Source organism: Synechococcus sp. MIT2312, assembly GCF_059772315.1.
In genome coordinates this window covers 298,777-313,501 of record NZ_CM186281.1, presented here as the reverse complement: position 1 = coordinate 313,501, position 14,725 = coordinate 298,777, and the positions used below count along the sequence as shown (strand labels likewise).

The window sequence follows — 14,725 nt, the reverse complement described above, 5'->3', positions numbered from 1 at the left end:
AAGGGTGTCGTTGATGGCGCCTCTGCCATTCATCGCGCCCGACTGACCTCAGAGAATGGTGGTGCTTTCGACTCCGCGGCCAAACCAGTTCCTGACGTCCGACCTCTCCCCTGAGCATCGATGCCGTCGAAGATTGTTCTCAATGCCGATCTGAACGTCTGTTCGGCACTCAGATCCTGGATCGGCAACAACACTGAAGTGCTGAAGGGTTTCGATCTTCTGGTCGCCGAGGATGTGCTTGAGCGCATGACCAGCGGCGGCAGCCTCGACGATCACGCTGTGACGTCTTCGCGCGCTATCGCTGACGGGGGCGATATCGAACTGGCCGCGACGATTCTGCACGGCGATGTCAGCGGCCTGGTGCATTTCCCTGCCCCAGGAGCTGAACGGGCAGGGGATGTGCTGTCGGAGCCGCTCCTACGGGCAGCGCTGCTCAACAACCTGCCGATTGCGCTCAATCCGGCCACCGCGTCGGCGATCCTTCGAGGCATCAAGGGAAGTCGCCGGGGCTTTTTGATCTTCAACCCTGTCGCCGGACAGGGCGATCCCAGCGCCGAACTCGCCGAAATCCGCAACTTTCTCGAGCCGCAGATCATGCTTGAGGTGTGGATGACCAAACCCGGGCTGGATCCGGGCAAGCAAGCACAAGAACTGATCAAGGAGATCAACGCCTTCGATCAGGAGGGGCAGGGTAAATCGCTGATCATTGCCTCAGGTGGTGATGGCACCGTGGGTGCCGTCGCCAGTGCACTGCGAGGCACTGACATCCCTCTTGGCATCATTCCCCGGGGCACGGCCAACGCCTTCTCCGTCGCGCTGGGAATTCCAACGACCGTCAAGGCTGCCTGCACCAATCTGATCCTTGGCAACACCCGCCTCGTGGATGTGGCGATCTGCAATGACAAGCCGATGATCCTGCTGGCAGGACTTGGCTTCGAAGCCGGCATGGTGAACAAGGCCAGCCGTGAGCTGAAAAACATGCTGGGACCGATGGCTTACATCTTCTCGGGAGCCAGGCAGTTGGTGGAACAGCAACCCTTTGATGCCAAATTGATGATCGACGGCGAAGCAACGGAAGTGCATGCCAGCGCCATCACCGTGGCCAACGCCGCTCCGGCCACATCCGTGATGGCCCAGGGATTCGGACAGGTGATCCCCGATGACGGCCAGCTTGAGGTGATCATCGCTTCACCACGGGGCCGGATGGGCGGGTTCTCGGTGTTGTCCAGCCTGGCGAAATCAGCAGTGCTCAAGAACAGCGCCAACAATGCCGATATCTTCTGCATACGCACCCATCAACTGAGCGTGACGCTTCCCAAGCCTCAGACCATGGTGATCGATGGTGAGATCGAGGAAACCGATCACATGACCGTGTCGGTGATTCCTGATGCGCTGAAGGTCATCGCACCGATCCGTCTCAGCCCTTGAATCTCGCCAGCGACCCGCCGATCGAGCGCAAGATCATGCGCATGGCGCATCGTGTGCGCTGGAAGCATCCGGCGATCAGTGCACGCAACATTGACCAGACACGGCTGGTGATCGAGCAGCCAGACATGAACAGCGAGGAGAATTCCGCCTTTCACTTTCTGGTACTTGGTGACAGTGGAACCGGCCGCCATCGACGCCACAGCCCTCCACGTCACATCGCTGAACGTCTGCTCCCGCACAAAGACAAGGCAGCGTTTCTGCTGCATACAGGTGATGTGGTTTACCTGGTCGGAGCCGCGGCCCAGTACCGCAACAACTTCATTCGTCCCTACCGGGAGTGGCTCACTGGCGGAGAGGACTGGGAAAGCATCCACCCGCAGAACATGGTGTTCAACCAGCCATTCCTGCCGGTGCTCGGCAACCACGACTACTACGACCTGGCCCCGATCATCTCGGCAATGGCGGGATTGACCCTGCCGCTGCGTCGCCATCTGCAGTGGTTTCACGACGTGGACACGGGATGGCGCGGATCCGATCAGGGAGGCTGCTTTGCCCATGCCTTCATGGATGTGCTGTCGGATGTGTCAAGCAGTCGATTGGGCGACTATCTCGACCGCCATTACAGAGCTGAGTGGGATGGTCAACGCTGCCTGCAATACCAACCGGGTCATCACACCAGACTGCCGAACCGCTTCTACCGGTTTCGCCATGCCGGTGTGGACGTCTTCGCGCTCGACTCCAACACTCTGATTGCTCCGTTGAGCGGACGCGACGACCGAGCCTCGCTGCGACAACAGCTGAAATTCCTTGACGATGAGCAGACCCACTGCCTGAAAGCGCTGTCGCTGAAAGCGCGCGATGAACAGCAGCGCGATGGATTGATGGACGATCTCGAGACCTTGCAGGAGGAACGACTCGACCTGCAACGGAGGCTTCACCATCACGCCGCCGAAGATGGCGAGCAGCTCACATGGCTGCGCGACGGACTGATCGCATCCCATCGGGATCCAGGTGCGCGCGGCCGGATCCTGACCCTGCATCACCCTCCCTACGTGACCGAGAGAACCAAATGGTCACAGGCCGACACCCTGGGGATCAGGCAGCGGCTGCGCAATGTTCTGGATGATGTCAACCGAGTCCTTGGCCGTCAGAGCAGCAGCCAGCGAACCGTCGATCTCGTGCTCAGCGGGCATGCCCATTGCCTCGAGATCTTGAGGACGCACGACACCGGTCACGGTGATTCATTCACCAACTGGGCTGTCTGCGGCGGCAGCGGCTACAGCCTGCGGGACCAGCGAGGACAGGGCCCTCACCTCAGCGAATCGCAAAGCAATGGAGAGCAGCGACGGGTCGCCACCAGTGACCTTTATGTCGGCAGAAGCTGGGCTGACTGCGATGGCGGCAAGGCTTACAGCGCCCTGCGGGTTGACATCAGCGAGGGCAGTCCGCTGCGGATCAAGCTGACGCCCCTGATCTCCAACCGTGAGGAGAAAGGCTGGAATGAGGTCACGATGAATCCGATCGAACTTCCGCAGGCTGATCAACTCAAGACAATGATCTCAAACGCCGATTGAAGGTCTGACAACACTTGTTTCAGGACGGATCAACACGCAAAACTGAGCCGAATTCCCTGATTGTCTTCAGGTGCTACCGATGGCCTGAAGCTGATCATGCGGGACGTTGGGTGCATCCATCACTGGATCCATGCACGATCACAAGCGCTACACGGTGCGATACCGCGACGCCAACAGCCAACAGATCGAATCCTGTTACTACGCCGGTGATGCGTTTGAGGCCAGAGTGCTGGCCATGGAGGCGGTTCCCTACATCCGAAACCACCCCCATGCCATTGATCTGATTCGCTGCGAAGACACCCAGTCAGGAGTGATGGCGGCCTAAACCGCAACCCTCAGGGTTGGTTGAGCAAAGGGATCAGGCGCTCAAGAGCAACTCCGCGGCTGGCCTTGAGCAAGAGCTTGTCGCCCGGCTGCAACCACTGATTGAGAGGTTCTGCAGCCAGTTCGGGCGACTCCACAAGAGCAAATCGGTCGAGGGATCCCGCAGCCCGCTGCATGGCAGCAGCCTCCTCACCTGACGCCACCGCCACCAGACCATCCAGTCCAAGCTGGACGGCTCTGGCGGCCACGGCCTCATGCAGCTCAATGCTGCTGGCACCGAGCTCGAGCATGGTGCCGAGTACGGCGAACCGCCGACCGGGCTGCTGTGCCAGAAGGTCCAGAGCTGCAAGCACGGCTTCCGGGGAAGCGTTGTAGGTCTCATCGAGAACAGTGAGTGAGCCGATATTCAGGCGCCGGTTGCGGCCACCGGGCACGGTCACCTTGAGGTTTTGAAGATCGGCCAAAGCAACACCCAGTTCCGAAGCCACCGCCAGAGCCAGCATCAGGTTGCGCGCATTGTGACGACCCTCCAGCGGACAGGAAAAGCGCAGACCCTCCAGGCTGAGCAGACCCTGCTGTGGATCATGAACCCCGATCAGATCGGGTGCAGGACAATCACTCTCCGGCAGGTCAGCGGCAACATCACCTTCCAGGGCAACCCTCAGCGTGCGACCACTCCAGCAGCGCGACAGGGCTTCTTCCAACAGGGGATCACCCGCTGGTATCACAACCACTCCCTGGGGGGCCAAGGCGGCAGTGATCTCACACTTGGCCTTGGCGATGGCCGCACGACTGCCAAGCCGGCCGATGTGTGCCGTACCGATGTTGGTGATCACGGCAATTTCAGGCTCAGCACAACGGGAGAGACGTTCAATCTCACCCAGGCCTCGCATGCCCATTTCCAACACCACAGCAGCATGATCTTGGTGTGCACCCATCAGGGTGAGCGGCACTCCGATGTCGTTGTTGTTGTTGCTGACCGTGGCTTGAACATCTCCAAGATGCGCCAGCGCCACACGAATCAGCTCACGGGTGGTTGTCTTCCCGGCTGAACCGGTGACGGCCACCACACTGGCCTTGAGCTGACGTCTGTACAGCGTGGCCAGCTGCTGATAGGCCCAGAGCGTGTCCTCCACCCGCCAGTGCAGCAGCCCCTCCGGCAGAGGATGGTTCCAGTCACTGGCCACAACTGCGGCTTGCGCTCCCAGCTGCGCGGCTTGGCTCAAAAAGGTATGCCCGTCAAAGCGCTCACCGCGCAAGGGGATGAAGAACGAACCAGGTTGCAGCTGGCGACTGTCAGTGCAGACAGGCCCTAGCTCGACCTGCAGATAGGCAGACCTTGCTCCACTCATTTCGGGATGCCCCCAGAGCTGCACAAGCTGAGCGAGCTGCAGCGTCATGGCGAAGGCAACGGATCAAACATGATCATGCCGCCGCCCACCCGGGCCGGCCTGGCGAGCAGATGCTGATCGACAGCTTCGAGGGTGATGGCGTCATAGCCCTGGTCCTGCAGAGTGGCCCACCAGCTTTCAGCGCGATCACGTCGGAGAGCCTGTGGCAGTTCAGACCACAGATCTGAATCCACAACCAGCACCGCAGCATTCTCAGCAGGAACGGGACGTGCTGACAGCAACAAGCCAGCTGGAGCTGCACTGTCGGCATCCACTTGCTCCAGCAGGTTCAACAGGGGATCCACTTGAAGGACCGGGAATTCCGGCTCAGGGGGGTCGAGAACGACAGGCTCAGGTGGTGCGGCCTGAATGGGCGCTTGTGGAGGAGACGTTGACTGTGACGTCTCTGCTGGATCAGCAGGATCCGGCACGATCTCCGGCGCTGACATCAGCGGCCGGGCCTCTGGCAAGGGAGTCGTGCGAATGCGTTCAACGGCTGGTATGGGCTCTGGATCGGCGACGCTCACGGCTGCTCGTAGCTGAACGACACCAAGAGCAAGAAGCAGCAGCACAACGACCAGCGCAACAGGCCAGAACAGAGGAGCCAGATCCTGCGGCCAGAATCCAGGAGTGGAGAGATCGCCTTCGCGGTTGCGTCGCCAGAGTTCCTGAACGCGCAGGCGCAGATCAGCAGCTGCAGCGGGGAGATCCTGACGCAGGGCTTCCCAGGGGCTCTGGTAGGGAGCCGGAAGCGAACGTTCATCCCTTGCGTCCTGATCCTGCATCACTCAAGCGTTGGGACTTGAAAACCGAGTGCCGCCCAGTTGGTGCGCACCCGGCACTATCTCCATCATGACCTGTCCTGAAGGCGATCCGCTGGCTTCAGGAGCGTGACTGACGCAGCAAACGGGCCAGGGGGTTGCGACTGGCACGACCACGGGCGTCGTCTTGTGGGACTTCTTCGGACTGCGGATCAACGGCTCCGTTGCGTGATGGATCCGCTTGCTGGCCCTGAGAGAACCGCTCGACAGCTGCCGCATCGGGGCCGGGTTCCTTCAGGCCGCACACATCCCTGTACATCTGGTCGTATTCCAGGGCCGATCGCGCCCAGCTGTAGTCCTCACGCATGCCTCGCAGCTGGAGCTGTTTCCAGCTGTCCTGATGGCGGTAGGCCTCCCAGGCACGCACCAACGCGGTGTAGAAGTCGACAGCTTCAAAGCGATCGAAACAAAAGCCTGTTCCCAAAGCATTACGGGGATCGTGCGGCGGCACGGTGTCCACCAGCCCGCCGACCTTGCGGACAACGGGCACAGAGCCATAACGCATGGCATTGAGCTGACTGATGCCGCAGGGTTCAAAACGACTCGGCATCAGGAAGGCATCACTGCCGGCGTAGATGAGCCGGGACAGTGCATCGTCGTAGGTGAGAAACACCGAAACTCTTCCCGGATGGCGAGAGGCGAGCTGCCACAAACCAGACTCCAGGCCTCGCTCACCGGTCCCGAGCACAACGATCTGGGTATCGGTGTAGGCCAGAAGTCGATCAGCAACCTGAAGGAGCAGATCCACGCCTTTCTGATCAACCAGGCGCGTCACCATGCCCAGCACAAAGGCGTCATCCCGCACCTCAAGCCCCATTCGCTCCTGCAGCACACGCTTGCAAACCAGCTTTCCACTGAGATCATCGGCGCTGTAATTCGCTGGCAGGGCCTTGTCTGTGGCTGGGTTCCAGGCCTCAAGATCGATGCCGTTGAGGATGCCGCGCAACTTGCCGGCGATGTAATTCAGCAACCCCTCCAGTTTTTCGCCGTACTCGGACGTGCGGATCTCCTGCGCGTAGGTCGGCGACACGGCATTGACACCTTCGGCGTAAAGCAGTGCTGCAGCCATGGTGTGATCACCCTGCATGTACCAGGGACACCAGGTCATGCGATCCAGTTTCCAGCGCCATGGCCCCTGGTATTTGAGGTTGTGGATGGTGAAGACCGTGCTGATTTCAGGGTCTTGATGCATCCAGACGGGGATCATCCCCGTGTGCCAGTCGTGACAATGCAGCACCTGGGGCTTCCACACATTCCAGGAGAATTCCGCCGCCGCACTGGCGAAGAAGGTGAAACGCCAGTCTTCGTCTTCGCCGCCGTAGATCCGCTCCGGATCGAACACGGGATGGCCCACCAGGTAAAGGGGAAGGCCATTGGTGGGATGGCGGGTCTCGAACACTGCAAATTCAGTGCCCATGGTCTGGGCACGCCAGATCGGTTCAGCGGGAATCTCGAGCTGGCTCCAGAGCTTGCCGTAGCCGGGCATGATCAGGCGCACGTCGTGGCCGAGCTGGGCCAGAGCCGGAGGCAGGGAGCCGACCACATCGCCCATACCGCCCACCTTCACCATGGGTGCACATTCGGCGGCGGCAAACAGCACACGCATGGACGATCGATCCGGCTAAGCGGCGCGACTGTAAGCGCAATGACCCCCGTGAGCAGGCCGATCAGGGCAGCACGGTGACCGGAGTTCCGACACGCACCAGCTCGAAGATCTCCTGCACGTTCTCCTCGTAAAGACGCACACATCCGTGGGACACAGCGCGACCCACCGTCCAGCGATAGGGAGTGCCGTGAAAGCCAGCCACCGTGCAGCCATCAATATCGAGATACTGCTCCCCATCCCAGCCTTCACGGCCTTTGCAATCGCGATAGAAGCCGATCCAGCGGCTGCCGAGTGGATTGGTCGCATCATTCGGGCCCAGCTTCTTGCCGTTCACCGGATGGGTCCACACCGGTTTCTTGACCTTCTGCATCACGCTGAATCGCCCAGCGGGTGTTTCCCAGCCCACGGTGCCGACCGCAGCTGGGAAGCGCCGGGTGAGCACACCGTCGTGCAAAACAAGCAGCTGGCGATGTTGACGATCCAGCACCAGCTGCAAGCCCACCCGCTGCAACAGATCATCTGGAACCCGCTGCATCGATTCAGCATCTGAAACCGCTGCAGCCAGGGGAGGAATGGGATCCGGTTCACGCTTGGCTGAAGGAGCCGCAACCTTGTCAGCCGCAACAGCGTCGTTGCCGGGCTCTGTCTGAACAGACAGCGCAACACCAGGCAACATCAGCAGTGCGGCGGCCAAAGCCGGAAGGCCTGAAAAGAAAGGGATGCGAACCGGCATCGCTACGCAGAGCGGGAAATTTCTCCTTGTTTAGCTAGGGCAACCAGGGAGAAGCAGAGAAATCAGGATCTCTCTTCTCGAGGAAGGCGTTACGACCCTCCTGGCCCTCCTCGGTTCGATAAAAGAGATGGGTGGCCTGCCCCGCCAACTCCTGCAGCCCCGCCAGCCCATCGGTCTCGGCATTGAAGGCAGCCTTGAGGCAGCGAATCGCCGTGGGACTGTGCTGCAAAACCTCCTGGGCCCAACGCACGCCCTCGGCCTCGAGCTCTTGCAGAGGAACCACGGCATTCACCAGACCCATGGCGAGCGCCTGATCAGCTCCATAGCGTCGACAGAGAAACCAGATCTCCCGTGCCTTGCGCTGGCCCACCACCCGGGCCAGATAGCCGGCACCGAATCCACCATCGAAGCTGCCGACCCGAGGTCCGGTCTGACCGAACACGGCATTGTCAGCCGCCAGGCTGAGGTCACAGAGCAGGTGCAACACCTGGCCGCCGCCGATCGCATAGCCGGCCACCAGCGCAATCACCACCTTGGGCAGGCTGCGGATCATCCGCTGAAGGTCAAGAACATTGAGCCGGGCAAGACCCTGTTCATCGAGATAGCCGCCATCGCCACGGACGCTCTGATCACCACCGGCACAGAAGGCATAGCCGCCGTCGTCTGCAGGACCAACCCCGGTGAACAGCACCACACCGATGCTGCTGTCATCACGAATGCGGGCAAAGGCATCGCAAAGCTCCGCCACGGTGCGCGGGCGGAAGGCATTGCGTTTCTGCGGTCGATTGATGGCAACCCTGGCGATGCCTGCGTCGCAGCGATCCAGCAGCACATCCTCGTACTGGCCCCAGTGCTTCCACGTCACTCCTGGATCACCAGGCAAGACCGCGCGGGGGAACGACTCAGCCATGGCAGCGACGACGATCAGGCCTCCGTTGTACCGCCCCGCGACTGCTGCAGTGCGGCGGCCGTGATCTCACGCAGCTGATGACGCAATTCGGCATCGGCGGATCGATCCGTGCAAACACGCAGCAGTGCCGTGCGCTGCTGAGCCAGTCCCCACTCCAGAGCTGGCTGCAGGTCCTCGAGGCGGGTCAGCTGGCGAGCGGGCACCGCATAGGCCGCTGCCAGAGCCAAAGGGTCATGGCGCTGAGGCATGGCAAACAACTGATCCAACGAGCTGGAGGCAACGGAAGCAATCGGCAGCTGGGCGAAGATTCCACCACCGGCGTTATCGATCAGCAGCACCAGCAGAGGTGGTGAGGCCTCGCTGGCCAGCAACCAGCCATTGCTGTCGTGCAGCAGCGCAAGATCACCGCAGATCAGCACTGTGGGCCCCTGAAGGCGAGCCAGACCAAGAGCCAGTGACAGGGTTCCGTCGATGCCGGAAGCCCCGCGGAAACTGAAACAACGCCGTGAGCCAAGATCGGCAGCTGCGAAGGCCTGCCAGTCGCGCACAGGACTGCTGGCGGCGAGCATCAGCGGCAGCCCCTGCGGCAACAGTTCAGGCAGGGCCTTCATCAGTGCGGGCTCGCTGACGCCTCCTGCAGCCGGCAAATGATGATCCAGAACGCGTAGCACCTGGGCATCGGCCTGGGCCCATGCCGAGAGCAAGGCCCGCGTGCCGGACGGACTGAAGCAAGCATCGGCGCTGATGGCGTTCCACCAGGCCGCCAGGCCACTGCTGCTCTGCCGCGACAACCTCAGCGGATCCAGGCAGCGGGGTTCCCCTTCACTAATCAACAGCTGGCCCGAACCAAGACTGCGCAACCAGCTCTCGAGACGTCGGCTGGCAGGGAGTGGCCCCAGCCGCAACACCTGAAGACCTGGCGCAGCAGCCGGCAAAGAGTGCGGCAACAGCAGCTCCCAGTGGCGGATCAGATTGGGCAGATCAGCGGGAATCGCGGCCAGCTGGTCGGCCAGCACCGGCCAGCCACTGCACTCAGCGAGCGCCCTGAGTGCCTGCTGATAGGCGGGCTTATCGGATTCAAGGCCTCGCCAGGGTCCTGCCACCACCACGCCGGGACGGGTCCAATCGAAGCCATCGGTTGGCCCGGCAGCAGATGAGGCCGGTGGCCGGACAAACGGCCGCTGCTGATGCACAGCACAATCCCAGCTGGACCAGGCCTGCTGCTGGTCATCGCGGCTGGGATGCAGGGGCTCCTCAAAGGGGAGATTGAGGTGCACCGGCCCGGGATGCTGAAGCGTTTGTTCCCAGGCTTTGTTTGCCAGCGATTGCAGCTGGGTCTGCGACAGCCGATGCAGGCCATCGATGGGGCCAGTCATGAACGCACGACAAACCGACTCCAGAAAGTCCTCCTGATTGACCGTCTGGTTGGCGCCGCAGTTCTTGAGCCTTTGCGGACGATCAGCTGTGAGCAACAGCAACGGCAGAGCTGAGCGATCGGCCTCCACCGCAGCGGGCAGCAGATTGGCCACCGCGGTGCCCGACGTGGTGATCACAGCCACTGCACGCCCTGATGCTGCAGCCATGCCCAGGGCATGAAAGGCAGCGGAGCGCTCATCAATAGCCGTGGTCAGCGTCAGCAATCCCCGTGCAGCCAGGCCACCCGCGGCCAGCGCCAGTGGTGCTGAACGACTGCCAGGGCAAAGCACCAAGCGTTGCAGGCCTTGCCGCTGCAGGCACAGCAACAGACCGATCGCTGCAGCGAGATTGTCGGCGGCGTGACTCAGACCAGATGCCGAGGCTGATGCGATCCTCGGTCAAGGCCAACCCTCACTGCTGACGCTGCTGATGAGCGACCCGTCCGCCGACTCCACAAAACCTCAGGGGAGCTGGCGCTCCTTGCTGATCTGGGTGCTGCTGGCACTGATGCTGCGCTGGATCGTGGTGGAGCCGCGCTGGATTCCATCCGGATCGATGCTGCCCACCCTGCAGCTGCAGGACCGGATCCTGGTGGAGAAACTGAGTCCACGCTTTGACCGGGTGCGTCACCAACCGCTGCCTCTAAACAGCATCGTGGTGTTCAAAGTTCCCGAGCCACTGGTGCAGGCCGGCTATGACCCGGATGCAGCATTGATCAAGCGGGTGGTGGGCAGGCCCGGAGACCAGCTGGAGGTGCGTGATGGCCAGCTCAGGCGCAACGGTGAGGGCGTGGATGAGCCCTGGCTGAACGAAGCGATCGACTATGTGATGCCCCCGGTCACCGTGTCCGACAACGAGCTCTGGGTGATGGGCGACAACCGCAATGCCAGCCTGGATTCACACCTCTGGGGCCCCCTGCCGGAAGCCGATGTGATCGGAACGGCAATCCTGCGCTACTGGCCGCTCAGCAGGTTCGGTCCGATTCGGTTCTCTCGACCCGAGGCTTTAGTGACGAAGAGCACAGCTGCGATAGGGTCAGGCACATGACGGAGAGCGATGGGATGTTCAACCCTGAGTTTCTGACCACCGATAACCAGGAGGGTCAGCCCGTCAATGGCCTGATTCAGTACCTGCAGGATCAGTCTCCGGACGTGCTGCAACGCGTGGCCAAATCGGCCAGCCCTGACATTCAGGACATCATTCGCCACAACGTTCAGGGATTGCTGGGAATGCTTCCCGGTGAACAGTTCGAGGTGAAAGTGACCTCCAATCGCGACAACCTGGCGAACATGCTGGCCTCGGCGATGATGACTGGCTATTTCCTGCGCCAGATGGAGCAACGCAAGGAACTGGAAGAGACGCTGTTCGGAGACGATGAAATGGCGATTGACTCCGACTCGGATCTCTGATCCACATCCAATTCACATCTGCAGTGATCAGCGATTACCGCGTTCGCTCACTGCGATGACTGCTCCGAATCGGGAACAACGCCGAGATCCAGCAGGGTTTGATCAATGCTGCCAAGGAACTCCCAGTTGCCTTCACTGGGGGCCCATTCGCGCAGCATGAGATGCTCGCGCAGCTGAACCACCTGCAGGGTTGAGAAGGCCAGCGGCGCTGAATAGTGGGCCGGCACCAGCCAATGCAGATCGCGCTGCTGTTCGAGGGCCGCCAACCAGGCGATCAACGCCTGTCGTTGCCTGGGCAGCACCAGGCGCTCCAGCACCGGTGCCACCTGCAGTCGTGGTTGATCGTCTCCCATCAGAGCCTTGGCCGAATCCAGCCACCCCGGCTTCCAGGCGAAGGGATACAGGCCGAAATGGGTTCGCGCACTGCGCAGACCAGGCCGAAAGGCCTGCCGGATCACCTGCAGCAAACCAGGCACATCAAGCGGTTCAGGCCGCAGATAGGAGGCAAACAACACAAGCCTTGCCCAGCCGCGGCGTCGATTGTCGGGGGTGTCATCAAAGGGTTGATCACCGCGATCACGGGCATGGAACAACAACGGTGCAGGGTCGTGCGCAAACACCTTCGGTGGTTCAGAGGAAATCCCAACCAGGGCATCCGTCACCAGCAGTGCACCCGAGGGGCGGTGCAGGCAGCTCACTTCCTGAAAACGACCAACGCCGAGATCCAGGGGCCCAAGTGAAATCCACTCACAGACTTCGGGATGAGGCACGCCATCGTCGAGCAACACCCTGGTTCTCCTGGCGGGCACGCCCAGCCAAGACAGCGGCAGATTGATCGGAAAACTCCACTGGCCTGGGCAAACCCAGAGATCAGCTTCAGGAAAGGCCCTGGCCATCGGAGCCAGCGGCAGCTTGTGCTCCAGACCGGAGGCCGTGGGCAACACGATGCTGCGCACCGGTCCGTGCTCAGCTTCAAGACGGCGAATCAAAGCGCGGAGCTCGCCGGTGGGCGGCAGCGGATTCACCAGCATCAGACCGCCGGGAACCTTCACCACCGTGAGCCGGATCGGCACCGCCACGTAATACACACCCTGAAGCTGCTCGAGGCTCCAGATCTGTCCGGGAAACAGCTCTTCGAAATGAGTGGCACGGCGGCCATACGGATACAACGGCAGCAGCGGCCACCAGGGCCAGTGCTGATCAGCAGGTTGGATACCGTTTGCCGCCACTCAGCTGATGTTTCGTACCCACGATTCTGCCTAAAGGCGGTGCGTGCAGCTTCCGGATTGCAACCGCCCAACAGCCAGTGGCATCGACCAAACCTCGTAAACCAGAACCAAGCCTCAGCCCCTCTTGACGCCTCTCAATGAAACCAAGCGATGGCTTAACCAGATCGTGCACCAATGGAACCACATGCCAGTAGCTGCATTGCGATGCCGCTTCGATAATCATTGAAAGATCAAGCCTCCACTTGGTTATTCCCTCGCGCGCATTGACAAGGCGACTCCCTTGGAACAGGGAGTTGAACGCTGGCGTCTGGGCAGTTCCAGTGGAGCCTGGTAGCTGGCTCAATTTGAGAGATCAGCACGCTCATCCGGCTGAGTCGTAGCGATGGTCTGGCCTCAGAAGACCAACGGAGTGCTGACAAGTGTGGGGTTGAGCGTCAGCACGCCGTGGGCCTCAGGCTCCAAAAGACGCGTTGATCATGCTGGTGGCCTTGAAGGCAAAGAGCTGCTTGTCGCCGATGGGTCATGCCCCCACATCCGCGAGTTGCTGGCAACGTGCCGCGTTCCGGTGTTGTGGCTCACAGGCCAACAAGACCCGCTGATCGTTGTTGGTCGAGCCTTAGCCCAAAGAAGAGCAGAAGGAACGCCCGTTCAAACACTCCACTGGGTCAGCCATGGAGCGCTTGGTGCTGTTTTTGTTGGCCCCAAAAAGATCAACACAACGGCTCTGCTGAATGCCCAGCAGGAGCTCGCTGCTTGGCAACTCAAAACAATCAATCTTTGGAGCTGCTCAACTGGGGCAGACCAGGATTTTGTCAGTGTTTTAGAAGAACTTTCTGGCGCCTCAGTATGGGCCAGTCCTGGGACATTGGGCCGTCAGGCTGATGGCAGCAGTCATTGGCAGCTCACAAAACCATCAAAAAACAAGAGACCTGATTTACCCATCAACAAAAGACAAAAACTGGCATGGAATTATTCACTCGTTGCAGGAGCAGATTTTGAGGGACCCCAGTCGCTATCAGGAACGGTTGCCACTGGCCGCGCCTGGTTCTCATTAGAAGAGACAATCAGCTCAGGAGAACGTCTTCTTCTTAATCAAGATTTCTTTGGCAGCGTCTTCGCCGCCATGGGCGATGGTGATACTGTCCACATCGGAGTCAAATCCAGTACTTGGGCCAGTTCTGACAACCCATTCACAGCTGATTCTGCAGCAGGATTCGCAGGAAACTTCGCAATCAGACTTACAACACAGCGATCTGGGCAATGGGCTGGAACAAAACGGAGCAGTATCTATAAAGATGGCGCAGAAGTTGCCAGATCATATGGATCCAGTCGTGGAACCACATGGAGTCCTCAATATTTTTTAGAGCTATCACATGACGGCGATAATGTACGTATTGCCCAAAGCAGATCGTCTAGCTCCGAACGGGCGCTGCACATATCAACAACGCCATATTCCTGGTGGGATGTTGATGGGATCACAACAAACAAAGATCAAACAGGCGACCAAAATTTTAACTTTACGTCGACTGACATTCTTCTCCATTGGAGCGGCTGGGATGCAAACAGCACCTTTGATTATGCAACAGTCGACTGGTCAGAACTCACTGAGACTGCTGTTCCGACTGATGAAACTGCTCCCATTTTCTCTTCAGCTGCCACATCCACCGATGGCACCAAAGTTGTCCTCACCTACAACGAGGCACTCTCTGTAACCACCCCCTACGGAGATAGCGCCGTAACTTGGTCGCGCTTCACGGTCACAACGGATGGTGACGCAAATGCCGTCACTGGCGTCTCCGTCTCTGGGGCAACGGTCGAGCTCACGCTTACCAACACCGTCAAAAACGATCAGACCGTCACCGTTGCTTACACCGATAGCACCAA

Annotated in this window: 12 protein-coding genes and 1 pseudogene; 6 read left to right on the top strand and 7 right to left on the bottom strand. The window is 60.3% G+C overall.

Going from position 1 to position 14,725, the window contains the following annotated elements; genetic code table 11:
* Nucleotides 1-120 precede the first annotated feature (120 nt).
* The 3 genes from AC6EI9_RS02095 (at nucleotide 121) to AC6EI9_RS02085 (ending at nucleotide 3,327) form a co-directional block, all read left to right on the top strand.
* Complete coding sequence (locus tag AC6EI9_RS02095; RefSeq protein WP_498468838.1) at nucleotides 121-1,428, top strand: diacylglycerol kinase family protein; 1,308 nt, start codon at nucleotides 121-123, stop codon at nucleotides 1,426-1,428.
* Nucleotides 1,425-3,002, top strand: coding sequence for a metallophosphoesterase family protein (locus AC6EI9_RS02090; RefSeq protein ID WP_498468837.1), 1,578 nt, complete (start codon nucleotides 1,425-1,427; stop codon nucleotides 3,000-3,002). The genes AC6EI9_RS02095 and AC6EI9_RS02090 overlap by 4 nt, the downstream gene beginning before the upstream one ends.
* A 130-nt stretch (nucleotides 3,003-3,132) precedes the next feature.
* Nucleotides 3,133-3,327, top strand: a complete 195-nt coding sequence (locus AC6EI9_RS02085; protein ID WP_498468836.1) for a DUF8647 family protein — start codon at nucleotides 3,133-3,135, stop codon at nucleotides 3,325-3,327.
* A 10-nt stretch (nucleotides 3,328-3,337) separates the two neighbouring features.
* On the opposite strand, the gene AC6EI9_RS02080 is transcribed toward AC6EI9_RS02085, so the two are convergent.
* From AC6EI9_RS02080 to menD, 6 genes are all read right to left on the bottom strand, one after another.
* Nucleotides 3,338-4,726 (bottom strand): UDP-N-acetylmuramoyl-tripeptide--D-alanyl-D-alanine ligase, encoded by a 1,389-nt coding sequence (locus AC6EI9_RS02080; protein WP_498468835.1) that lies wholly within the window; start codon nucleotides 4,724-4,726, stop codon nucleotides 3,338-3,340.
* Entirely contained in the window at nucleotides 4,723-5,502 is a 780-nt protein-coding gene (locus AC6EI9_RS02075; RefSeq protein ID WP_498468834.1) for a hypothetical protein, read from the bottom strand. The genes AC6EI9_RS02080 and AC6EI9_RS02075 overlap by 4 nt, the downstream gene beginning before the upstream one ends.
* 97 nt (nucleotides 5,503-5,599) lie before the next feature.
* On the bottom strand, nucleotides 5,600-7,144 hold the full coding sequence (gene glgA, locus AC6EI9_RS02070) for a glycogen synthase GlgA (protein ID WP_498468833.1): 1,545 nt from the start codon (nucleotides 7,142-7,144) through the stop codon (nucleotides 5,600-5,602).
* Nucleotides 7,145-7,205: 61 nt separating this feature from the next.
* Nucleotides 7,206-7,877, bottom strand: coding sequence for a L,D-transpeptidase (locus AC6EI9_RS02065; RefSeq protein ID WP_498468832.1), 672 nt, complete (start codon nucleotides 7,875-7,877; stop codon nucleotides 7,206-7,208).
* A 34-nt stretch (nucleotides 7,878-7,911) separates the two neighbouring features.
* A complete protein-coding gene (gene menB, locus AC6EI9_RS02060) occupies nucleotides 7,912-8,787 on the bottom strand; it encodes a 1,4-dihydroxy-2-naphthoyl-CoA synthase (RefSeq protein ID WP_498468831.1) in 876 nt (291 codons plus the stop codon).
* Nucleotides 8,788-8,801: 14 nt separating this feature from the next.
* On the bottom strand, nucleotides 8,802-10,532 hold the full coding sequence (menD, locus tag AC6EI9_RS02055; RefSeq protein WP_498470132.1) for a 2-succinyl-5-enolpyruvyl-6-hydroxy-3-cyclohexene-1-carboxylic-acid synthase: 1,731 nt from the start codon (nucleotides 10,530-10,532) through the stop codon (nucleotides 8,802-8,804).
* Between the two features lie 100 nt (nucleotides 10,533-10,632).
* Between menD and lepB the strand changes: the two genes are divergently transcribed.
* Entirely contained in the window at nucleotides 10,633-11,250 is a 618-nt protein-coding gene (lepB, locus tag AC6EI9_RS02050; RefSeq protein ID WP_498468830.1) for a signal peptidase I, read from the top strand.
* A 14-nt stretch (nucleotides 11,251-11,264) separates the two neighbouring features.
* A complete protein-coding gene (locus AC6EI9_RS02045; RefSeq protein WP_067098188.1) occupies nucleotides 11,265-11,612 on the top strand; it encodes a DUF760 domain-containing protein in 348 nt (115 codons plus the stop codon).
* A 47-nt stretch (nucleotides 11,613-11,659) separates the two neighbouring features.
* On the opposite strand, the gene AC6EI9_RS02040 is transcribed toward AC6EI9_RS02045, so the two are convergent.
* On the bottom strand, nucleotides 11,660-12,841 hold the full coding sequence (locus AC6EI9_RS02040; RefSeq protein ID WP_498468829.1) for a DUF4336 domain-containing protein: 1,182 nt from the start codon (nucleotides 12,839-12,841) through the stop codon (nucleotides 11,660-11,662).
* Nucleotides 12,842-13,223: 382 nt separating this feature from the next.
* Here AC6EI9_RS02040 and AC6EI9_RS02035 point away from each other — a divergent pair.
* Nucleotides 13,224-14,666: pseudogene (locus AC6EI9_RS02035) on the top strand (DUF4347 domain-containing protein); the annotation flags it as partial.
* Between the last annotated feature and the right edge of the window lie 59 nt (nucleotides 14,667-14,725).